17 protein-coding genes and 1 riboswitch are annotated in these 23,155 nt (G+C 61.3%); of the genes, 11 read left to right on the top strand and 6 right to left on the bottom strand.

Annotation, left to right across the window (positions count from 1 at the left end):
- The 5 genes from NA619_RS17690 to NA619_RS17670 form a co-directional block, all read right to left on the bottom strand.
- The gene (locus NA619_RS17690) at positions 1 to 3,096 is read right to left on the bottom strand and encodes an amino acid adenylation domain-containing protein (RefSeq protein ID WP_255963126.1); all 3,096 of its coding nucleotides are present in this window, start codon (positions 3,094 to 3,096) and stop codon (positions 1 to 3) included.
- Positions 3,093 to 3,965, bottom strand: coding sequence for an isochorismatase family protein (locus tag NA619_RS17685; protein ID WP_255963125.1), 873 nt, complete (start codon positions 3,963 to 3,965; stop codon positions 3,093 to 3,095). The genes NA619_RS17690 and NA619_RS17685 overlap by 4 nt, the downstream gene beginning before the upstream one ends.
- Positions 3,966 to 3,977: 12 nt before the next feature.
- The gene (locus tag NA619_RS17680; protein WP_255963124.1) at positions 3,978 to 5,603 is read right to left on the bottom strand and encodes a (2,3-dihydroxybenzoyl)adenylate synthase; all 1,626 of its coding nucleotides are present in this window, start codon (positions 5,601 to 5,603) and stop codon (positions 3,978 to 3,980) included.
- Positions 5,600 to 6,772, bottom strand: coding sequence for an isochorismate synthase (locus NA619_RS17675; RefSeq protein WP_255963122.1), 1,173 nt, complete (start codon positions 6,770 to 6,772; stop codon positions 5,600 to 5,602). Before NA619_RS17675 ends, NA619_RS17680 begins: the two co-directional genes overlap by 4 nt.
- A 342-nt stretch (positions 6,773 to 7,114) precedes the next feature.
- The gene (locus NA619_RS17670) at positions 7,115 to 7,591 is read right to left on the bottom strand and encodes a GreA/GreB family elongation factor (RefSeq protein WP_255963121.1); all 477 of its coding nucleotides are present in this window, start codon (positions 7,589 to 7,591) and stop codon (positions 7,115 to 7,117) included.
- A gap of 214 nt (positions 7,592 to 7,805) precedes the next feature.
- Between NA619_RS17670 and NA619_RS17665 the strand changes: the two genes are divergently transcribed.
- Complete coding sequence (locus NA619_RS17665) at positions 7,806 to 8,237, top strand: DUF2141 domain-containing protein (RefSeq protein ID WP_255963120.1); 432 nt, start codon at positions 7,806 to 7,808, stop codon at positions 8,235 to 8,237.
- Between the two features lie 135 nt (positions 8,238 to 8,372).
- Entirely contained in the window at positions 8,373 to 8,897 is a 525-nt protein-coding gene (locus NA619_RS17660; RefSeq protein ID WP_336605468.1) for an HU family DNA-binding protein, read from the top strand.
- Between the two features lie 289 nt (positions 8,898 to 9,186).
- Here the strand turns inward: NA619_RS17660 and NA619_RS17655 are convergent, their stop codons facing one another.
- Positions 9,187 to 9,951, bottom strand: coding sequence for an SDR family NAD(P)-dependent oxidoreductase (locus NA619_RS17655; RefSeq protein ID WP_255963118.1), 765 nt, complete (start codon positions 9,949 to 9,951; stop codon positions 9,187 to 9,189).
- Between the two features lie 343 nt (positions 9,952 to 10,294).
- A riboswitch (guanidine-I (ykkC/yxkD leader) is annotated at positions 10,295 to 10,393 on the top strand.
- A gap of 119 nt (positions 10,394 to 10,512) precedes the next feature.
- On the opposite strand from NA619_RS17655, the gene NA619_RS17650 reads away from it, so the two are divergent.
- The 9 genes from NA619_RS17650 (at position 10,513) to NA619_RS17610 (ending at position 23,074) form a co-directional block, all read left to right on the top strand.
- Positions 10,513 to 11,328 carry an ABC transporter permease gene (locus tag NA619_RS17650; protein ID WP_255963117.1) on the top strand — a complete coding sequence of 272 codons (816 nt, stop codon included), beginning with the start codon at positions 10,513 to 10,515 and terminating at the stop codon, positions 11,326 to 11,328.
- Positions 11,325 to 12,164, top strand: a complete 840-nt coding sequence (locus NA619_RS17645; RefSeq protein WP_255963116.1) for an ABC transporter ATP-binding protein — start codon at positions 11,325 to 11,327, stop codon at positions 12,162 to 12,164. Before NA619_RS17650 ends, NA619_RS17645 begins: the two co-directional genes overlap by 4 nt.
- A 1-nt stretch (position 12,165) precedes the next feature.
- Complete coding sequence (locus tag NA619_RS17640; protein WP_255963115.1) at positions 12,166 to 12,894, top strand: urea amidolyase associated protein UAAP1; 729 nt, start codon at positions 12,166 to 12,168, stop codon at positions 12,892 to 12,894.
- 11 nt (positions 12,895 to 12,905) lie between these two features.
- Positions 12,906 to 13,541: an urea amidolyase associated protein UAAP2 gene (locus NA619_RS17635; RefSeq protein WP_255963114.1), complete on the top strand. Its 636-nt coding sequence runs from the start codon at positions 12,906 to 12,908 to the stop codon at positions 13,539 to 13,541.
- A gap of 229 nt (positions 13,542 to 13,770) precedes the next feature.
- Positions 13,771 to 17,388, top strand: a complete 3,618-nt coding sequence (gene uca / locus NA619_RS17630) for an urea carboxylase (RefSeq protein WP_255963113.1) — start codon at positions 13,771 to 13,773, stop codon at positions 17,386 to 17,388.
- 553 nt (positions 17,389 to 17,941) lie between these two features.
- Complete coding sequence (gene atzF / locus NA619_RS17625) at positions 17,942 to 19,744, top strand: allophanate hydrolase (RefSeq protein WP_255963112.1); 1,803 nt, start codon at positions 17,942 to 17,944, stop codon at positions 19,742 to 19,744.
- A gap of 339 nt (positions 19,745 to 20,083) precedes the next feature.
- Complete coding sequence (locus NA619_RS17620) at positions 20,084 to 21,061, top strand: aldo/keto reductase (protein WP_255963111.1); 978 nt, start codon at positions 20,084 to 20,086, stop codon at positions 21,059 to 21,061.
- Positions 21,062 to 21,315: 254 nt separating this feature from the next.
- On the top strand, positions 21,316 to 21,561 hold the full coding sequence (locus NA619_RS17615) for a hypothetical protein (RefSeq protein ID WP_255963110.1): 246 nt from the start codon (positions 21,316 to 21,318) through the stop codon (positions 21,559 to 21,561).
- Positions 21,562 to 21,760: 199 nt separating this feature from the next.
- Positions 21,761 to 23,074 (top strand): DUF4832 domain-containing protein, encoded by a 1,314-nt coding sequence (locus NA619_RS17610; protein WP_255963109.1) that lies wholly within the window; start codon positions 21,761 to 21,763, stop codon positions 23,072 to 23,074.
- The last annotated feature ends 81 nt before the right edge of the window (positions 23,075 to 23,155 follow it).

Here is a 23,155-nt window from a genome sequence, read left to right as displayed (position 1 = left end):
TCACCAAACCAGTTCAACCTGCTCTTCTTGCTGCCCCATGCGGGCGTCGAGAAAACTGCAGAAGTCCGCGAGCCGCGGGTGATCGAATACGTCCGAGACTTTCACAGCGGTACCGAATTCAGCGCCCAGCCGGTTCACGATCTGGATGGTCTGCAACGACTGCCCGCCGAGTTCGAAGAAGTTATCGTCCGGCGCGATGGCACCGACGCCAAGAATCTGCTGCCAGATTGCGCTCACCCGCCGCTGTGTTTCGTCGTTCAGCACATGTTCGGTAGCGCCTTGCAGGTAGCTCTGCTGCAACCGCTTGCGGTCGATCTTGTTGCTTGCGGTACGGGGCAATGCGGAGAAATGACGGTAATCGGTGGGCACCATCGCGGCGGGCAACACCTCGGCCAACTCACGTTTGATCGCCCGAATGTCTTCACGAGGCCCAGCAATGAACGCAACCAGTCGCCGCACGCCGGCTTCAAGCTCAAGGCCGAGCACGCATGCCTCATCAATACCGGGCAGCGCAAGCAGCCTCGACTCCACCTCGCCAGGCTGTATGCGGTAGCCGCTGATCTTGAACTCGTGATCCACGCGACCGAGATAAACCAGCTGGCCATCGACCAGCCGAACCCGATCGCCGGTCCGGTAAACACGCTCCGTCTCGTCGCCAATACGCAGATGGGCGAACGCCGGCGAATCGCTGTTCAGATAGCCGTTCGCCAGTTGGGCGCCCAAGAGCACCAACTCGCCTTCGCGCGCCGGACGGTTACCGCGCTCAAGCACCAATGCCTCGACGCCTGCCAGAGGGCGGCCGATTGGCAATTGCCCGGCGTGCGGATCGAAGTCTTGCAGCTCGCTGGTGCAGGCCACGACCGTGGTTTCTGTCGGACCGTAGGTATTGATCAGTCGGATGCCCATAGGCGCAACGCGCTGCCAGGCGAGCAGTTGCTCGGGGTAAACGGCCTCACCACCAATGATCACCGTTGTAAGGGTTGCGGGGATCCGCACCTGGCCGCTGCGCAGCGCCACGACCCACTCGTTCCAGAACGCCGTAGGCAGATCGACCACCGTGACGGCCAGCTGCTCAAGCCCATCGACGAAAGCCGTCATCGATTGCAGCAGCGCGTCGGTCCGCGATACCAGTGTCGCGCCGGCGGACAAGCTGACGAAGACTTCTTCGATGCTGGCGTCGAAATTGAACGGGGCGAATTGCAGCACCCGGTCGGTAGCGTCAATGCCGTAACGCTGCCGGGCGGCCTGGCTGAAATGCGAGAGCGCGCGGTGGCTCACTTCGACACCTTTGGGTGTGCCCGTCGAGCCCGAAGTAAACATCAGATAGCAGGCATCGTCGGCCCCGCACGGGCTGTAAAGGCGATTGGCCGAAGTCAGCAGGCCGATCAACTGGATCGGGCCTGCATGAATATCAGCCAATCGGTGACGATAAGCCGCCTCGGTGATGACGAGCGCCAGCTCTGCGGTCTCGCAGATAAGCCGCTGCCGATCGGCAGGCTGCTCCGGATCGAGCGGCACATACACCGCCCCGGCAAGCAACACGCCCAGCTGCGCAAGAATGGCCTGTGGCGATCGGCTTAACATCACACCGATCCGCTGGCCCGGTTGGACGCCCTGTTCAGCCAGCGCGGCAGCCACCATTTCGGCACGCGCCTGCACCTCGGCGTAGGTTAGTGCCTGTTCATGCTGAACCAGCGCGATGCGCTCCGGCTGGGCCTGTGCCTGCTGACGAATCGCCTCCAACACGCTGGCCGCCTGCGCCTGGGCTGTGACGCCCGGCGCCTTGATCACCTGCCACGCACGTCGAACCGCGTAGAGCTCATCGAGCATTACATCTCGCGGTTGCTGGGGATCGGCCAGCCAGCATTCGAGCAGATCGAACAGTTCTTCCTGCAGGCTGCGGACCTGATCAAGGCTGTAGCAGGATGGATTGGCGTCATAGTCCAGCACCGGCACGCCGTCAGTACCGATCTGCACTTCGAGGGTCAGGTCTTCCACTGGTCCGGCGCTGAGGTTCAGCGTGCGCGCCGGGCAATTGCCGTACGCCAGCGGCCGGTCGAACGGCATGATGTTGATCAGCGGGCCGAACAGTCGTTGCTCACCGCCGACACGGCCAAGATCACGACGCAGTGACTCGTAACGGTAATGTTGATGCTTGCGGCTGCTACGCCGTAATTTGCCGATGGTTTTGGCGCAGGCTATGAGGTCCGCGTCATCCGGGAGATCCAGGCACAACGGAGCAATGTTCATCTGCATGCAGGGCACGTTGAACGATGCTGAACCGATGCGGTTCATCACCATCAGTCCCAGTACCTGTGCCCGGGCGCCACTGACCTGACGCAACTGAGCCGAAACACCGGCGAGCAGCAAATCGGGCCAACCGATCCCGTGGGCCTCGGCAGCGTTCTGCAGGGCATGCCAGAGCGGTGCCGGGAATGCTGCACCGTGACGAATGAACGTGGCTGAAATCGGCGCGCTACGGTCGCTGAAGCTGACCGGCTCGGGCATGCGTGACAGGGCTTCCAGCCAGTAACCGCATGCCGCTGCTGTACGGCCATCTGCATGCCGCGCGGCGTCTTCGGTCAGGACGTCCTCATAGCAGCCGAAACCGTTTGGCGGTGTCGCTTCGCCAAATAGCGCAGCCCCATAAAGCTCGGCGATGCGCTGATACAGCAGGTTGGTGCCATAACCGTCCAGGGCGATGTGGTGGATGCAGCTGTACAGGAAGTCACCCGCCTCGCCCTGCAGCAACACGAAACGGCACGGCAGTTCATTTTCCAGGTCCATGGGCTCCCGAATGTCGCGCATGGCCCAGTCGCGCACCCAGCTTTCAGCATCGACACCCTGCGGAATCGCCAGCTTGCGCACCTCCAGCGGCAGCTCACATGGGTTGAAATACACCGCGTCTTCGTCAGCCACGAACAGCCCGGACAGTGCCTCGCACTCACGGACCGCCCGCTGAACCGAGCCGATCAGAGTCGCTGCCTGAACTTTGCCGTCGAAAGCGATGCATTCGGCCGTGTTGAACATGGCACGGTCCTCGTTCAGCAAGTAGCCGAACCAGAGCCCTTGCTGGGCGATTCCAAGCGGCCTCATCGTGCACCTCCCTGTTCGGCGATGAGTGCCCACCACCCGTTAAGCGTCGGGGTTTTGGCCAGATCAGTGAAATTGAGCTCAAGGCCTTGTTCCCGCCACTCACTGAGCAGCGTCATCATCTGAATGGAGTCGAGGCCGTAGTCGAGCAGGTTCTCATCCGGGTCGAAGGGCTCGTCCATCTCGTCGAGCAGCGTCAGCAATCGCGCCTTTAGGCCGTCGCGGGTGGGCAATGATTGCGCAGCGGAGCCGAGCGAGACGACTTCACTACAGGTCACCACCCGTCCACACCGAGTCGCCACGTAATCGAGCGCCATCTGATGCTCGGCCTGACTGAAGTCGGCGATGCCATCGGCAAGCATGAAGGGCTGGATATCGCGCATGAAGGCGTCGCATGCGGTCATCAGGCAGCCAATGTGTCCGTAAATGCCGCCGATGATCAGCTGATCACGCCCGAGCTCGGCCATCATGTGCTCTAGCGGTGAACGCTGAAACGCGCTATAGCGCCACTTCACCAGCACGGTGTCGTCGTCAGCCGGTGCGAGTCCGGCAGTGATGGCTTGCCGATCGGGATGCTGGGTGATGCCTGGCCCCCACATGTCGGTAAGCAACGCACGATCCGCGTCGGCTTGCTGCCCCGGCTGCGCGGTGTAGACGACGGGAATACCCAATGTCTTGCAGCACTGGCGAACTTGCGCCAGACGCGAGACCAGCTCGGCAACGAAGGGGCTCTCCACGCCCCAGAAATCGCAGAAGTACGCTTGCATGTCGTGAATAAGCAGCACAGCGCGACCGGGATCCAGCGTCCACTGAACCTTGTTTTCGCGCCATTCGCGAGGCAACGGGTACGGCGTGAGAGTGGGAATAGCCATTGAAACGGATCCTTATTCGTTCACTGTCAGTTTTTCAGCGGCACGGCGGCGCAGGCGGTTCTTGTCCACCTTGCCTACGGCGGTCATCGGGAGGGAGTCGAGTTTCTCGAAACGATCGGGCAGCTTGTAGTCAGCAAGTCCGAGCCCGCGGAGGAACTTGCGCAGAGCGATGCCCTTGAGGCTGAGTTCGGAGCTGACGATGTAGGCGCAACTCTTCTCGCCCATCGCCTCGTCGGGGATCGAAACCAGCGCAACCTGTGTCACGGCCGGGTGCGCCATGAGGAGGTTTTCCACCTCTTCAGCGGCAATCTTTTCCCCGCCACGGTTGATCTGGTCCTTGATACGACCGACGACGACGAGGTAGCCGTCCTCACGCAGACGCACCAGATCACCGGAGCGATAAAAACCCTCGGCGTCGAAGGCGCTGGCGTTGTGTTCGGGGCTCTGAAAATAACCACGGATGGTGTAGGGCCCACGGGTCATCAGCGCACCAACCTCGCCGGTTTCAACCGGATTGCCGTCTCGGTCGACGACCTTGAGCTCATCATCCGGGCTCATCGGCCGGCCCTGGGTGAGGTAAACCCGCGCGTCGTCATCCTCCAGGCGGGTGTAATTGACCAGACCTTCGGCCATGCCAAACACCTGCTGCAGCCGGCAGCCCAGCAAAGAAGGCACGCGCCTGGCCTGCGATTCCGGCAGTTTGGCGCCGCCCACCTGTATCAATTCAAGCGTCGCGATTTCGTCCCGATGGGCCGGTGCCGCCTGCAGCCACAACGACAGCGCCGAAGGGACAAGCGCAGTCACGTTGACCTGCTGCCGCGCAATTAGCGGGAAGCAGCTGGCGGGACCTGGATCAGGGCTGAGCACCACCCGGCCACCTGCAAGGAAAACGCCCAGCGCACCGGGCGAACTCAGCGGGAAGTTGTGCGCAGCGGGAAGCGCGCAGAGGTAACGAGTGTGGCGATCGAACTGGCAGATCTCGACGCTGCGCCGAACGCTGTAGAGGTAATCATCATGGGTCCGCGGAATCAGCTTGGGCGTGCCGGTGCTGCCGCCGGAAAGCTGGAAGAACGCCACTTCGCTGGCTGGAGTCGGGCTGAATGGACGCCCTGCTTCGACCGGCTCGAACCAGCATTGCAGCCGCAACTCCGACTGGGGATCGTCATGCAGCACGACGGTATCGAGCCCCGGAATGAGGTCGGCCAACTCTTCGACGAATGCATCGTCAGCAAATAACGCGTGACTACGGCTGGCGATCAACAAACGCGGGCGAATCTGGGCGGCATAGGCCACCAGTTCGAGGCGGTTGTGACTGAACAGTGCATTGACCGGAGCGATCCCGGCCTTCATCAAGGCGAAAAACACGATATAGAGTTCGGCCTGATTGCCCAGCTGCACCAGCGCGCGATCACCCTGCCCCAGCCCCCGGTTAGCCAACCGCCGCGCCAGATGTGACGAGGCCATGTCCAGCTCGGCGTAACTGATCGCCTGGTTGCCACTCACCACGGCGATGGCGTCCGGTTGGCTGCTTGCCTGATCAACGAGCATCTGGCTCAAGGGCTCCCCGCGCCAGTATCCGCCACGGCAATAACGCTCGACGAATGCTTCGGGCCAGGGCGTGAACGGAACCAGACTCATAGCGCCTCCCGATCCAGGCCGAACGCCGCGAGCATGGTTCCTAGCTTGGTACCGGTCTCACGCCACTCCGATTCGGGACAGGATGCTGATACCAACCCGGCCCCGGCAAACAGCCGGACCTTGTGCTGGTCGATCACTCCACAGCGGATCACTACCGCCCATTCGCCGTTTCCAGCGGCATCGCACCATCCGACGATGCCGCCGAATACACCACGATCAAAGGGCTCCAGCTCGGCAATCAGTTGTTTGGCGGCCGCAGTGGGAAAGCCGCACAGGGCTGGAGTCGGGTGCAGCTGGCAGGCCAGATTCAAGGCGGAGACAGGCTCTACCAGTTCGCCTTCAATCCGCGTCGACAGGTGCCACAGCTTGGCCGTACTCATCAGTGATGGAGCGGTAGGTATGTGCAGCTCACGGCACAACGGTCGTAGCTGACGTTCCATGTCGCGAATCACCAGCCGGTGTTCGTGCTGGTCCTTGGCGGAGTCCAGCAGGCAAAGCGCAGCCTTTTGGTCCGCCGCCGGATCGGCGTGTCGCCGCGCTGAACCCGCCAGCGGATTGGTCTCTAGCCGTTGCCCTGTCTTGCGCAGCAGCAACTCGGGGCTGGCACCAATCAGAACGCCCCCATCCGGCAAGTCCGCGAGGAAATGGTAGGCCTCGGGGTTTTGCTGGCGCAGTCCCTGAAAGATGGTCGCGGCACACGGCGGTTCGTCGAATTCAAGCTGCAGCAGGCGGGACAGCACTGCCTTGTCCAGACGCCCATTACGCAACGCGCTCAGCGCACGTGTGACGGCCTGCTGAAAGCCCGCCTGATTGGGTTGCTCAATGCACTGCCGGGCGCTACCGCATGGAAAACCGCAAATTGCTGTGGGCGGAGACGCCGGAGATAGATGGCTTACGTGTCGCGGAATGAACAAGCTGGAGGGTTGCTGCTTATCGAAGGGAATCACACCAACCAGTACAGGATTGGTCAACCCGGCAGCTCGGGCTTCGGAGAATGCGCGCTGAACATCGCGTTCCAGGCCCGGCCCCGCTCCTTCGGCTGGTGTATTTATCGCTTTGAAACAACCGCTGGCTTCAATGCCACCAGCCGGGGAATAGAATCGATATGACGGTGGGAATTTGTATCCCAGCCCTGGCCCGTCACAGGCGACGCGAGTCAATGCGTTCACCAACACCTCCGCAAATGCAAATGAGATTGCTTTTCATTTGCTGCGGAAAGATAGATAGCTCGGCTGAATGCGTCAAATTGTTTCTCGGCGAAAGTGCCGAGTGGCACTAATCCGATAACACCGGAATGCACCAAGATGGCGCGTTAATCTCAGAGCGTTTATCGATTCTCAGAGGCTCGCACAGGCCAAGCGATAGACTATATAGATCAATAGTTTATTAAACTTTATTGATGCTTATTCGAGTATCTTCCGTTGAGCGGAGCAGGGACAGCCAAATGAGATCAGTTACCTAGAATCATTATGAGAATTCATCGCTATCTAACTGATTTTAAAACTATATTTTCAGATAACGGAAACAACAGCATAGCGTTGCGCTCGGCTGTTAACTGAAATTTCCAGTTCGTCACCCTCATACAGATTCATCAGCGCCTGGCCCAGGGGTGAACGGGGCGAGATCAGCAGCACATCAGTTGAATCGATGACTACGCACAATCCAGCTGCGTCCGGGCCCAGAAACACCCACCGGCAGCCACCATCCCCCTCCAGTTCGATCAGAGCGCCAAGAGATATCGGCTCGTTCAGGTGAGCACGGATCGGCAGGTTGCGAAAACCCGCCAGAGCTACTTCGATTTCATGAACCCGCCGACGCTGCCCATCCGCCAGATAAGCAGCTTCAAGCCCGCGGGTATCGTATTTGTTCTCGGCTTTGCTCTCGGCATGGGTAGCCGCCTCGTGAGACGCCTGCAGGGCATCCTTGGCAATCTTCAGATCGGCCTGCAGCTGTTCAATGATCAATGTGTGAAGCAGGCTTTTGTTCATGAGGGCTCGAATAGCATTGAGGCGTGGCGGTTGGCATCGTCCAACTACACGGTTTGGCTTCCGCCACGCTGGCTGGGGCACTGGTAGGTTACCAGTCGTGCACTCGTGCTGGTCGACAACGACAAAGCGCGGCACTATCGCGAGCCAGAGTCCCGCTGGCGTCGACTGCGCCAGTAACCAGGTTCACCTGTTTTGTCTAAAAGGGAGTGAGTTGATGACACTACGCGCAGTGCTGGCTCTAGCAGCCGCAATCACGACGAGTGGGTTCGCCGTTGCTGAAGGCGAATCGATGACGGTCAGACTGAACGGCGTTGAACACGACCGTGGCACCGTCCGGGTTGCTCTGTTCTCTGATCCGAAGACCTTTCGCAAGGCTGATCAGGCATATGCTGGGAAGGAAGTACCGGCAAGCGCCGGAACCGTCACGGTAGAGTTCGAAGAGGTGCCAGCCGGCCAGTACGCTGTAATGGCCTACCACGACGAGAATGGTAATGGTGAGCTGGACCTGCGCTTTGGCATGATGCCCATCGAGGGCTATGGTCTGTCCAACAACCCCAAGGTCATGGGGCCGCCGTCGTTCAAAGACAGCCAATTCGAAGTGCCCGGCGACAAGCCGAGCGAGATCGACATCGATATACGCTACTAAAGTCGAATGCAAGCCAACGAGCTAGGCCTGCCGAGCAGGTCGCCTGGGCAAATGCCCGATTATTCCGCCGCTTTTGTACCGATAAGCTTTGCCGATTCAAGCAGCTAGCGGATCTGGCTTTGAATCTATCCAGCCATGTTCTGGTGCGCAGCGCAGTTTCGCACTGAGGTTTCACGTCACAGGCTGCATCCCTGGCTGCCGGTAGTCGGAGCATCAATGAACCGAAGCCGGATTGCAGCTGTCCAGACAAATGCGTCTGGATCAGCCAAAAAACGAGCGAATAGTCGGCCTGAGCGGGATATTTTTCAAAAAAGAGGAAATTTGCCGCAGGCGACAGAGCAAGACGCTGCTTATACTGACCACCCATCCCAATCTGGAGCCACACCCGTGAATAAAGCCGAGTTGATTGAAGCGATCGCCGCCTCCGCCGATGTCCCGAAGAGCACCGCAACCCGCGTGTTGGATGCCTTCACCGAAAGCGTGACCAACACCCTGCAAAGCGGCGACAGCGTGACGCTAGTCGGCTTCGGCACTTTTGCCGTCAAGGAGCGCGCTGCTCGCGATGGTCGCAACCCGCAGACCGGCGCTACGATCAAGATCTCCGCTGCCAAACTGCCAGGCTTCAAGCCAGGCAAGTCGCTCAAGGACGCGGTGAACTAAGTCACCCGCATCCGAACACCGGGCCGCTGACGTCCCTTGCGGACGCAGCGCCTGCTTACTCCCAGCCTCCCTTCTCCCTCCTCGACCAATTCATACGGTCGATTCCCTCCCTGAGCAAGCCTATCGCGCAGACCAGTCTTCTCGCTGTGTGTGGCTACCTCGCATCTCTAAGTGCCCCTAAGCGCAAGCAATGCGCTTACATCGGCTCGAACAATCCGCAATACCTAGGGCGAGACCAGCCGGCAAAAGCCGGTGCGAATCCGGATCGCACCGGTTGTGATTGCACGTTTTATTTGTCGCGGTCCACAGCAAAGCCAGCCCAGGCCTGGCGCGACGGCATGATTTCCAGCCGATTGATGTTGATATGCGCCGGCAGCGAGGCGACATAGAAGATCTGCTCGGCGATGTCCTCGGCTGTTAGTGGCGTGGTGGTGCTGTAAAGCGCATCGGAGGCTGCCTGGTTGCCCTTGGTACGCACCAGGGTGAACTCGGTCTCGGCCATGCCCGGGGCAATGTCAGTGACACGCACACCGGTCGCAATCAAATCGCAGCGCAGGTTGTAGCTGAATTGCTGTACGAATGCCTTGCTGGCGCCATAGACATGGCTTCCGGGGTACGGCCATTGGCCGGCGACCGAACCAATGTTGATGATGCTGGCGCCCTTGCCGGTTTCGATCAGGGTCGGCAGCAAGGCATGGGTCACGTTGACCAGCCCGGTGATATTGGTGTCGATCATGGTGTGCCAGTGATTCAGATCGGTCTTCTGGGCTGGCTCCGGTGCCAGCGCCAGACCGGCGTTGTTGACCAGACAGGTCACCGCGCGGAATGCGTCGGGCAGATTCGCAACCACCTCAAGCACTGCTTCATTCTTGCGTACATCGAGCGTCGCGACATGCACCGGCACCTTGGCGCCTAGCTCGGCTTTCAGTGCATCCAGCCGCTCCGAACGGCGGCCAGTCAGAACCAGGGACCAACCTGCCTCTGCAAAACGGTGTGCTGTGGCGCGTCCGAAGCCAGACGTGGCGCCCGTGATGAAAACAACCTTGCTGTTCATGCTGTTCCTCTTTCGAATGGCAGCGCCGGTAGAAGCACTGCGTTGATCTCTACTTTCTATGGTCCGTCGGCGGACGAAATAATTCGAGCGGTTTTCCGAGCTTTACCGCCTCTCGGTGCGCTGCTAGTCACTGACGCTCTTGCCGAGATGCCCCGACCTGGGACCAGTTTGATCCATTAGGGGGCATCGCCATGTATTGCGCACCATCAAGGCGCTAGAACTCGTCTCAGGTCAGTGACAGATCCCGGCGTGCAGCCAGTAATACGGGGGCTGAAATCACCTGGCACCCCTCTTGCTAATACTTCTTTGCCAGGAAGCTGCGGCTCACGGACGAGAAAATTCAGAAATAGCTGACTAGGGTTCCGGCTCGCAATGCGAGTGGCTGGTCCGAGAGTTGGCGACCTCCAGTGAGGTTACACGGCGGGATAAAAGCCCGGGAGACGGCGTTTGATACGCAGCTCCTTTGCCATGTCCACTCACTGGAGGCTCTTTTATGCCATCGCTCGGATTTCATAAGACCGATCCACGGCAATGCTCCCCGATAGCGCGGGGGCTCTCCCCATGCGTTTGATCAATCGTGTGCCAGGTCGTACCGGCTGGACGCTGCTGGTAATCCTGCCCTTCGCCCTTCTGCTTTTCGCCTACCTGACCAGTTCCGCGCAGCGACTGGAAACCAACCCAAACGACAAACTCCTGCCCAGCTTCACCCAGATGTCCAGCGCGGTGGAGCGATTGGCCTTCACGCCAGACAAGCGCAGCGGCGACTACCTGTTCTGGCAGGACACCGCCTCCAGCCTCAAACGTCTGGGCATCGGGCTCGGTATCGCCGCGATTGCCGGGCTGTGCCTGGGCGTGGCTGCCGGCACCCTGCCGCTGCTCAGTGCGCCGCTGTCGCCCTTGCTGACGGTGCTGTCGATGGTACCGCCACTGGCGATTCTGCCGATTTTGTTCATCGTGTTCGGACTTGGCGAGCTATCCAAGGTGATGCTCATCGTAATTGGCGTCACGCCGGTACTGGCCCGCGACCTCGAACAGCGGGCCCGTGAATTGCCGCCGGAACTCTTGATCAAGGCGCAAACACTGGGCGCCAACACCTGGACGCTGATTCTTCGCGTGGTTCTGCCACAGCTAATGCCGCGGTTGCTGATCGCACTCCGACTGGTGCTCGGTTCCGCCTGGCTGTTCCTCATCGCAGCAGAGGCCATCGCGTCCACCGATGGGCTGGGCTATCGAATTTTTCTGGTACGGCGCTACCTGGCGATGGACGTGATCCTGCCCTACGTAGCCTGGATCACCCTGCTCGCCTGGAGCATGGATTTCGGCCTGCGCAAGCTCACCCAGCTGGCCTTCCCCTGGTACGAGGGGGCCAAGTCATGAGTGAGATCATCGTGAGCCAAGCCGTCGAGCAGTCGCCCAGCCCCTTCATCCAAGTCAACAACGTCTGGCAGGAATACGGTGACCAGGTCGTGCTGGAAAGGCTGAATCTGAGCGTCAACGAAGGTGAGTTCTGCACGCTGGTGGGCGCGTCAGGCTGTGGCAAATCTACCTTTCTGAGATTGCTATTGGGTCAGGAACGAGCCAGTCGCGGCGAGATTTTGCTCGATGGCACGCCGATCGCCAACGAACCGGATGCCAGCCGTGGCGTCGTGTTTCAGCGCTACTCGGTATTCCCCCACCTGACCGTGCTGGACAACGTCGCCCTCGGGCTGGAGCTGCCCAGGGCGCCGTTGTTGGGCCGCCTGTTCGGTAGCCGTAAGCGTGATGCGCGCGAACAGGCAGAAATGATCCTGCGTAATGTCGGACTTGCCCACTCGCTGGACAAATACCCCGCGCAGCTCTCCGGCGGCATGCAACAACGGTTGGCCATCGCCCAGGCGCTGATCATGAAGCCTCGCGTGCTGCTGCTCGACGAGCCATTCGGGGCGCTAGACCCGGGCATACGCAAGGATATGCACGAGCTGCTGCTGCAGCTCTGGCAGGAGACCCGGCTGACGGTGTTCATGGTCACTCACGACCTGTCCGAAGGCTTCACCCTCGGCACCCGCATCTTGGTATTCGACAAGACTCGTCTCGACCCGCACGCACCCGGCGCTTACGGCGCACGGGTGACCTATGACATCCCGCTGAACTCCGAACGCCGGGTCGCACGCGCCGCCATTGGCGACCTGCCTACCCAGCTCGGCGCTCTGCATACAGTCAATCAAGGAGCCTGACATGAGCGCTTCACTCGCCATCCGCCCGACGCTTTACGAAGAAACCCTTCCAGGCGGCGGCCATACCTCTTTCGTGCTCAAGCGTGGGCAGCTGCTGCGTTTCACCGACATTGAAGGCGGCGCTAACGTCAGCCTGATGCTGTTCAACGCAGCCGAAAAAAGCGAGCGCCTTAACCTGCCGGATTCGCTCAAAGGCCAGCACACCGCCAAGCTATCAGCCGGCCATTGCCTGTATTCGGACATGGGCCGCGTACTGGCCTGCATCACCGCCGACACCTGCGGCTGGCACGACAGCTTTGGCGGCGTACTGAACGCCGATGAAGTCGCCGAGAAGTACGGCCAGGGTCGCTATCAGGAGCTGCGCAACGGCTTTTTCCGTAACGGCGTCGATAACCTGCTGGTGGAAATGGGCAAGTGGAACCTGAACCTGCAGGACTTGCTGATGACGCTCAACCTGTTCAGCAAGGTTACCGTGGACGCCGACGGCGGCTTCGCTTTTCACCCCGACAATTCCACGGCTGGCAGCTACGTCGAGCTTTATGCGCCGATGGATACGCTGGTGGTACTCACCGCCCTGCAGCACCCAATGGATCCAAGCCCGGTCTATGCGCCGAAACCCGTCCAGCTCAGCTGGCAGCGTGTGGACAGCGACGGCATCAGCGTGCTCTGCCGTACCTCGCGCCCGGAGAACGGCCGCGCCTTCCATAACACTGAACGGCTCTATATCTGAGGAGGTGCCCCATGACCATTCTTGAAAGCCAGCTGCACCCTGAAACCGCCGTTTTCCGTCATGTCATTCCGGCAGGTGAGCCCTACCTGTTCGAAGTGAGCGCAGGCCAGACCCTGCGCCTGTTGGACATGGAGGGTAATCAGGCAATCGACACCCTGTTCTTCAGTGCTCGCAACCCGCGCGAACGCTTCGACCCGCAGCGCACCCTGCGCAAGCAGAACAAGGTCTACCTCACCGCCGGCACGGTGCTGTATTCGAACCTGGGCAACCCGCTCCTGACCATCACGGCGGACACCTGTGGGCGCCACGATACGCTCGGCGGCGCCTGCGCCCAGGAGAGCAATGTGGTCCGCTATGCGCTGGACAAGCGCTATATGCACAGCTGCCGCGACAACTTCCTGCGCGCCAGCCTGCACGATGGTCGTCTGGAGAAGCGCGATATCGGCGCCAACATCAACTTCTTCATGAACGTGCCCGTCACCGTTGATGGTGGCCTGACCTTCGAGGACGGCATCTCCGCCCCCGGCAAGTACGTTGAACTCAAAGCCGAGCAGGACGTAATCGTGCTGATCTCCAACTGCCCGCAGCTGAACAACCCGTGCAATGGCTGGAATCCGACGCCCGCTGAGGTGCTGGTGTGGGATTGAGCGCTCCAGCCCTCGCCCAGGGCGCTGCCCTCCGTGATCGCTCACTCGCAGGAGATCGAGCTGCAGCAGATGGACCGGCCTGAAGGCCATTGACCTCTCGGTCCTCTCGGAAAGTGATGCGGCACAGCTCAGCCGTTCACCTCCGGGCACACAACGCCTCACCACGGACGACCGTGGCTTCGAATGAATAAAAGCGGGACGGCCCGCCTCCCCCCTGAGGGATTTGACGATGTTCGACAAACTGCTGATCGCCAACCGCGGCGCTATCGCCTGCCGCATCCTGCGTACCCTCAAGGCGCTCGACTGCCGGGGCGTGACCGTGTACTCGGAGGCCGACGCCGCCAGCCTGCATATCCAACAAGCTGATGAGGCCCATAGCCTGGGTGAGGGTCCGGCTGCCAATACCTATCTCGCCGTGGAGAAGATCCTCGGCATCGCCCGGCAAACCGGCGCAAAAGCCATCCACACTGGCTACGGTTTTCTCTCCGAAAACGCAGCCTTTGCCGAAGCCTGTGAGGCCGCCGGGATTGCATTTGTTGGCCCAACCCCTGAGCAACTGAGGGTGTTTGGTCTCAAGCACACCGCCCGGGCGCTGGCCAAGCAACACGGCGTACCGATGCTCGAAGGGACTGAACTGCTGGAAAATCTCGACGCCGCGCTGAAGGCCGGTGACGAAGTCGGCTACCCGGTGATGCTGAAAAGCACTGCCGGCGGTGGCGGCATTGGCATGCGTGTCTGCCGCTCGGCCGAAGAGCTGTCGGACGCTTTCGAGGCGGTCAAACGCCTTGGCCAGAACAACTTCAGCGACTCGGGCGTGTTCATCGAGAAATACATCCAGCGCGCCCGCCACCTCGAAGTGCAGGTATTCGGCGATGGCACCGGTGAGGTAATCGCCCTTGGCGTGCGCGACTGCTCGGTGCAGCGGCGCAACCAGAAGGTGCTGGAGGAAACCCCGGCGCCTAACCTCCCCGCAGGCATGGCCGATCAACTGTGCGACGCAGCGATCAAGTTGGCCAAGGCGGTGCGCTACCGCAGCGCCGGCACCGTCGAATTCGTCTATGACGCAGAAGCCGAACAGTTTTACTTCCTAGAAGTAAACACGCGCCTGCAAGTCGAGCACGGCGTCACCGAACAGGTCTGGGGTGTGGATCTGGTGCGCTGGATGATCGAGCTGGCAGCCGGTGATCTACCACCGCTGGCAGAACTGTCCAGGGACTTGAAGCCCAGCGGCCACGCGATTCAGGCGCGTCTCTACGCTGAGGATCCGGGTAGGGACTTCCAACCGAGCCCAGGCCTGTTGACTGCAGTGACCTTCCCATCAGCGGACGGCAAGGCGCTTCGCATCGACACCTGGGTCGAGGCTGGATGTGAGATTCCGCCCTACTTCGATCCGATGATCGCAAAGGTCATCTGCTGGGAGCCGGACCGCGAAACCGCCCGTCATTCGCTGGACAAGGCGCTGGGTGAGTCCCTGCTGTACGGCGTAGAAACCAACCGCGATTACCTGCGCCAGATCCTCGCCTACGCGCCGTTCGCCGAAGGCACTCCCTGGACCCGCTGCCTCGAAAGCCTGACCTACCGCGCCACCACCTTCGAGGTAATCAGCGCCGGCACCCAAACCACTGTGCAGGACTATCCCGGCCGAATCGGTTACTGGGCGGTCGGCGTACCACCATCCGGTCCAATGGACAGTCGTGCGCTGCGCCTGGGCAACAGCTTGCTCGGCAATGCGACCGATGCGGCCAGTCTGGAAATCACCATGAGCGGGCCGACTCTGCGCTTCAACACCGATGCTGTGGTGGCGGTGACCGGTGCCGAGATCCCACTGAAACTCGATGACGCCGAACTGCCGATGAACACGGCTACGCTCGTCAAGGCTGGTAGCACGTTGACCCTTGGCACCATTGCCGGGGCTGGTGCGCGCAGTTATCTCTGCATCCGCGGTGGTGTTCAGGTTCCCGACTACCTGGGTAGCCGGAGCACCTTCACCCTGGGCCAGTTCGGCGGGCACGCTGGCCGAGCGCTACGAGCAGGCGACGTGCTGCACCTTCCCGTTCTCGCCGACGATAGCGTGGGTGCGAGGCTGCCACTAGAGCTGCGTACGGCATTGCCTGCAGTACGTGAGATCCGCGTGATCTACGGCCCCCATGGCGCGCCGGAATACTTCACTGATGCCTATATCGGGACATTCTTCGCGACCGACTGGGAAGTCCACTTCAACTCCAGCCGCACCGGCGTGCGACTCATCGGACCGAAACCTGAATGGGTACGCGAGAGCGGCGGCGAAGCCGGCTTGCATCCCTCGAACATTCACGACAACCCTTACGCCATCGGCGCGGTGGACTTCACGGGCGACATGCCGGTAATCCTCGGACCGGACGGCCCAAGCCTCGGCGGCTTCGTCTGCCCGGTGACCATCATCGAGGCGGACCTCTGGCAACTGGGGCAACTGAAGGCCGGCGATAAGGTGCGTTTCGTGGCGGTCGATATCGGTACCGCGCGAGCATTGGCAATCAGGCAGCAAGAGGAATTACATCTAGGGGCGAATTCATCTGCCAGACCAGAGACGATAAAACAGGCGAATAAATTCGCCCCTACGTCCCCCATCGTCCTCGATCTCGGTTCCGCCGACACCCGCCTGGTAGCCCGCCTCGCCGGTGACACTCACCTATTGCTGGAGATTGGCGAGCCGGAACTCGATCTGGTACTGCGCTTTCGCGGGCATGCGCTGATGCAGGCGCTAGAGGCCAAGCAACTGGATGGCGTCATCGACCTCACTCCAGGCATCCGCTCCCTGCAAGTCCACTACCAACCGGAAACGCTGCCACTGGATTCGCTACTTAAGATCGTGGCTGGCGAATGGGATGCCGTCTGCGCTGCGCGGGACCTGAAGGTGCCCTCGCGCATCGTCCATCTGCCGCTTTCCTGGGACGACCCGGCATGCCAGCTGGCCATCGAGAAGTACATGACCACGGTGCGCAAGGACGCGCCCTGGTGCCCCAGCAATCTGGAGTTCATTCGTCGCATCAACGACCTGCCGAACCTGGATGAGGTGTACCGCACGGTGTTCGAGGCCAGCTATCTGGTCATGGGCCTGGGCGACGTCTACCTCGGCGCCCCGGTGGCTACTCCACTGGATCCGCGTCACCGCCTGGTCACCACCAAGTACAACCCGGCGCGCACCTGGACGGCGGAAAACTCGGTAGGCATAGGAGGCGCTTACATGTGCGTCTACGGCATGGAAGGCCCGGGTGGCTACCAGTTCGTCGGCCGCACGCTGCAGATGTGGAACCGCTACCGCGCGGTGGAGGCTTTCGGCGGCCAGCCCTGGCTGCTGCGCTTCTTCGATCAGATCCGTTTCTATCCGGTCTCGGCTGAGGAGCTGATGACGATTCGCCGCGACTTCCCGCTAGGGCGCTACCCGCTGCGCATCGAAGAAACCGAGCTTCGCCTGTCCGATTACCAGGCATTCCTGGACCAGGAAGCTGACGGCATCGACGCCTTCCGCCAGCAGCAACGCGCCGCCTTCGACGCCGAACGCCAGCGCTGGATCGCATCAGGCCAGGCGCATTTCGAGAGCGAGGAAGTGGCCGCCGACCTCGGCGAAGACGCCCCGCTGGGTGACGGCCAGCACGGCATCGAAAGCCATATCGCCGGCAATCTCTGGCAGGTCTCGGTGGCTGAAGGCGAACGCGTCGAAGCCGGCGACGTGCTGGTGATCCTCGAGAGCATGAAGATGGAAATCCCGCTCATCGCGCCGGTAGCCGGTGTGATCAAGGAAGTTCGCGTGCAGCCCGGCTCGCCCGTGCGCGCTGGTCAGCGGGTGGTGGTGATCGAGGCAGAGTGAGCCCATGCCCTATAACGGTTCCATGAACGGTGCACGCCTTCGACCGCTGTCTTGCCGAGCGCGATTCGTCAACGCATCTTTCCCCCTCACCCTAGCCCTCTCCCTCAGGGAGAGGGGACTGGAGCGTGGGTGCCGTGGAGACCGCTGCCAGACGCAACTTCGAATAACGGAAAGCACGCGGCGCCAAGCATATCCAGGCGATCCCAACACGGAGGGCCCGCAGCTGCATCAGATAAACCCACTCTCCCCTCTGGAGATTGGGCTAGGCAGCGTAGCTGGCCACCGGGGCCTCCCCCTCACCCTAGCCCTCTCCCTCAGGGAGAGGGGACCGGATCGTGCGTGCCGTGGGGGCCGTTGCCAGACCAAACTTCGGATAACGGGAAGCACGCAGCGCCCAGTACATCACGGCTATGCCCATGCGAGCAGTCAGCAGCAACATCGGACAAGCCCCCTCGCCCCTTTGGGGAGAGGGCTGGGGTGAGGGGCGGTGCCGCAACTCCGCACCCTGATCCCAACATCAAACAGACCAGGCCCGTTACAGAGGAAGCCAACCATGACGACTGATTTCGATCTGCACCTCTCCACGTTGCGCAGCGCCTATGAAACCGGCGCGATCACCCCGCGCCAGGTGATCCTAGCCCTGCGCGACAAGGCCGCCGAGCTCAACGGCGAATTCAACGCCTTCATCCATTTGCTCAGCGCCGACGAGCTGGAGCCCTACCTCACCTCGCTGGACGACAAATCCCCAGCCGAGCTGCCGCTCTACGGCATCCCCTTCGCTATCAAGGACAACATCGACCTGGCCGGAATACCCACCACCGCTGCCTGCCCGGCCTTTGCCTATACGCCTGCGACCAGCGCGACCATCGTCGCGCAATTGATTGCCCTCGGCGCGGTTCCGATGGGCAAGACCAACCTCGACCAGTTCGCCACAGGCCTCAACGGTACGCGCTCGCCCTACGGCGAATGCCGCAACAGCGTGCACCCGGACTACCCGTCCGGCGGCTCAAGTGCCGGCTCGTCCCTTGCCGTTGCGTTAGGCATTTGCAGCTTCGCCCTGGGTACAGACACCGCCGGCTCTGGCCGCGTACCGGCCGCGCTGAATAACCTGATCGGGCTCAAAGCCAGCAAGGGGCTGATCTCTACCGCAGGCGTAGTGCCGGCCTGCCGCACGCTTGATTGCGTCACCTTTCTTTCATCGACCGCTGCGGAGGCCAGCATGTTGCTGGCGCTGACCGCCAGGCTCGACCCGCGAGACGAGTACAGCCGTGCCAACCCGCTTTGGAACGACGGTTCCGCCTTCGGCAAGGCCGCGGCATTCCGTTTCGGTGTGCCTAAGCAGCTGGAATTCCTTGGCTGCCCCGAAAGCCCGCAACTCTTTTCAGCAACAATCGAGCAGCTGAAGGCCATCGGCGGCGAGCCGGTCGAGATCGACTTCAACCCCTTCCTAGAAGCCGCACGGCTGCTCTATGAGGGGCCGTGGGTCGCCGAACGCTACAGCGTCGCGGGTGACTTGATCGAGCAGCAGCCCGATGCCGTGTTACCCGTCATCAAAGCGGTGCTGGAAAAAGCCCCGGGAACCACAGCCGTGGGGTTGTTTCGCGCTCAGTACCGTCTGCAGCAACTCAAGGCGGTCTGCGATCGGACCATGGCCGATGTCGATTGCGTACTAACGCCGGCCTATCCGCGCCCGGTCACGCTGGACGAACTGCATGCCGAACCCGTCAAGCGCAATTCGGACCTTGGCTACTACACGAACTTCATGAACATGCTGGACTACGCCGCCGTCGCGGTGCCAGCCGCCGTCATGCAGAACGGCCTGCCGTGGGGCATCACACTGTTCGGCCGCGTGTTCACCGATCAATACCTGCTGAGCCTCGCCGGTGCTCTGCAGCATCAGACGGGACTCACCCTGATAGGCGGGCAGTCAGCCGCTACACCTGCGCCGCAGAACGCAGCCCGCAACGACCGCGCCCGCGTGGTCGTATGCGGCGCGCACCTCGACGGACTTCCCCTTAACTGGCAGCTCCAGCAGCGCGGCGGACGATTGCTTGAAGCCACACGGAGCGCCCCGCACTACCAGCTCTGGGCATTGGCCGGCGGACCGCCATTCCGTCCTGGAATGGTACGTGTCGATCAAGGCGGCGCGGCCATCGACGTGGAAGTCTGGGAAATTCCGAGCAGCGAATTAGGCTCTTTCTTAACGGGTATTCCAGCGCCGCTTGGTCTGGGCAAAGTGCAACTGGCCGATGGCCGCTGGGAAACCGGCTTCATCTGCGAGCCCTACGGTTTGGAAGGCGCGGCTGATATCACCGGGTTCGGCGGTTGGAAAAACTGGTTGGCGCAGCGCCAGTAGCCGGAACAGGCTGTACGCCTTTGTTGGTCGCCGCCAAGTGCGTGCGGCCACAGAGGCGTCAGAGGCGGCAAGCTGGCGTCGAGCTTGAACGACACCGCAGTCATCGTTTCCCGTGGCTGTTCAGTTCAACACGCCGGCGAATAGCGCACAGACGATCCCGGTAGTTACGGCTACCCCCTTACTCACCGCCCCACCGCTGAATTTCCCGCTGAACACGAATCGGACGACTGCTGATGCCCGGGGCCCTTTGCTTAGATCATCGGAACATCCCTTCCCCCACGCCCTCCCATGAAACGCCACGCCGGTTTCTCGGCTCGATTCTGAATCTGAGGAGGTTACATGCGCATCACACTTCCGCGTCTTGGTTTTGGCGGGGCCCCACTGGGCAACATGTTCACCCCGCTCGATGAGGCCACCGCTGACGCCACGCTAAAAGCCGCCTGGCAAGCCGGTATCCGCTACTACGACACCTCGCCCCATTACGGCGCCGGGCTGGCGGAGCAACGCTTCGGTCGCCTGCTCAGCAACAAACCGCGCGACGAGTTTGTGCTGAGCACCAAGGTCGGTCGTTTGCTCCAAGCTGCGAATGCGCCGGAGAACGCCAAACCCTTTGTCGACGAGCTGCCCAACAAGCGTGTCGTCGACTATTCCGCTGACGGCGCGCGTCGCTCTATCGAGGACAGCCTGGAGCGCATGGGCGTCGACCGCATCGATGTCGCCTTCATTCACGACGTGTCCGAAGATCAGTGGGGCCCGCAGTGGACCGAGTATTTCCAGCAAGCCATGCAGGGCGCGGCGAAAGCGCTGACGCAGATGCGTGAAGAGGGAATGATTCGCGGCTGGGGTCTGGGCGTGAATCTCGTCGAGCCGTGTCGCATGGCCCTCGAACAGTCCGACCCGGATGTGTTTCTGCTGGCCGGTCGCTATTCACTCCTCGACCACCGCGAAGCCCTGGATACCTTGTTTCCACAGTGCTTAGAGCGTGGTGTAGGAATCGTTGTCGGCGGGCCGTTCAACTCCGGCGTACTGGCCGGCGGTGAGCACTATGACTATGCCCAGGCACCGGACGAGATTCGTCAGAGAACCCAGCAAATCGAAGCGGTGTGCCAAGAGTTCGATGTCGACATCCGCGCTGCCGCGTTGCAGTTCTGTCTGGCTCATCCAGCAGTGCTGTCGGCCATTCCCGGCACCAGCAACCCCAAGCGCCCGGCGCAATATGTGCAGCAGTTCGAAGCCGAGATCCCCGCTGAGTTCTGGCGCGCATTGAAGATAAAAGAACTTCTGCCAGAAGACGTACCGGTGCCAGCGCAACGCTGACACCTGCAGCCCTCGGCCGAACAAGTTCAGCCCTACAATCTGCCGCATCACCGTAGGGTCGAATTTATTCGACCTGCGCTTCCAAGACGGCATGCAACCCGGCCGAACAAGTTCAGCCCTACAACCTGCCGCAGCACCGTAGGGTCGAATTTATTCGACCTGCGCCGCCAAGACGCGTGCAGACCTCGGCCGAACAAGTTCAGCCCTACAAACCTACCGCAGCACTGTAGGGTCGAATTTATTCGACCACCATTTTGTCCGTCACCCATGACGTCGAAGAAGCCATCTACCTCGGCGGCCGCGTGGTGCTGATGGCGCCGCGCCCGGGCAGGATCGATTCGATCTATGACGTTCCGTTGCCTACGCAGCGCGACCAGGACATGAAGTTATCGCCTGAATTCACCGCACTGAAACGCGAGATTCTGAAACGCATCAGGGAGACGTCAGGCATGCAGACCGACCTCGACCAGTTGGCCAAGCTCACGGCCATTGCCGGCTAATCCATCGCCTGGACGCGCGAGCTCTCCACCGGCGAGGCCCGTTTGACCTGATGCTTAACGCGGCATCGGAGATTGGCTGCCACCGGCCCAAAAGCGAACATTCAGCACATTAATCAAATCTGTCACCTTGATCTTCTACCGTCATGGGACGCTTGCTGACTAGACTTTGGCTCCGCATCCACGACAGAAGAGATATGTCATGCAGATATGCCGCACCCTGCTGCACGGGTTCATCACCGCCACGCTGTTAACGGTCGCGGGCGCATCGCAGGCCGACGCTGCGCAACGCTCGAGTGTTGCGGACTATGTTCCGGTACCGCTGCATTCTTCGATCGACCGGGTGCAACCTATGACCGGCATCGTGTTGTGGAGCGACAACACCAGTGACCTCGCCGCGCTCGGCGAAGACGTGCAACTGGAGTTCGCCTACTTCAAGTACAGCGATGTCGTCACCGAGTCAGGCGTCTACGACTGGTCACGGGTCGATGCCGCGCTGGCGTCCTCGGCGGGGCGTGGTCACCAGATGATTTTGCGCTTTCACGACACTTATCCCGGGCAAACAAAGGTCTCGATTCCTGCCCACGTCGCAGGTGCGCCCGATCACACGCTGAGCTACCACAAAATTGAGGGCCAGCGGACGTTCGTGCCGGACTGGCGTTCACCCACGCTACAGGCGTTCATCCTCCAGTTCTACAGCCGGTTTGCGCAGCGCTACGACCGCGATTCACGTCTTGCCTTCCTGCAGGTCGGTTTCGGGTCCTATGCCGAGTACCACCTCTGGGACGGACCGTTGAAGCTCGGCACCACGTTTCCGTCGAAGGCCTTCCAGCAGCAGTTTCTGGCGCACCTGGGCGACACATTCGTAGAAACGCCGTGGTCGCTGTCGATCGACGCCGCCAGCACCAAGTACACGCCGTTCTCGGCGGTACCGGCCCTGCGGCAGCTGCGCTTCGGCCTGTTCGACGATTCCTTCATGCACGAGACGCATTCGGAGAACAATCAGGAATACAACCGCGCCTCCTGGCTGTTCTTCGGCAGCACGCGCTATCACCACAGCCCCGCAGGCGGCGAATTCAACTACTACAGCGATTACGATCAGGAGCATGTGCTGGCCCCGAACGGTCCCTGGGGACGGAGCTTCGAATCCTTCGCGGCGCAGTATCACATCAGCTACATGCTCGGAAACGATCAGCCCGGTTACCAGCCGCGCTGGCGGATTCGCGAGGCGTCGATGGCGACCGGCTACGCGTTCCGGATCACGGCGCTCTCCAGCAATGGCGAGTGCGTGCGTCTGACGGTGCGCAACGAAGGCGTGGCGCCGATCTATCACGACGCCTGGCCAGCCGCGGATGGTCAGCGCATGAGCACTTCTTTAAAGGGGTTGCTGCCCGGTGCGGAACGGACCGCCGCGACATGCATTGGCCCGCATGCGCGGGCGGCACTGGACATCAGCATAGAAAGCGATCGCCTGGTGCCAGGCCAGCGCATCCAGTTCAACGCGTCGACGCCGTAAGTGCATTTATCGGAGGCAATGGGGCTTCATCGGTAAGCCCCGAACCGGTATTCGAGACCCTGGCCGAAGCGGACGTCTGCC

Origin of the sequence: Stutzerimonas stutzeri, from assembly GCF_024448895.1 — a bacterium.
GTDB lineage: Bacteria > Pseudomonadota > Gammaproteobacteria > Pseudomonadales > Pseudomonadaceae > Stutzerimonas > Stutzerimonas stutzeri_Q.
The sequence above is the reverse complement of the archived record's forward strand: the minus strand, read 5'-3'. Positions and strand labels throughout refer to the sequence as shown.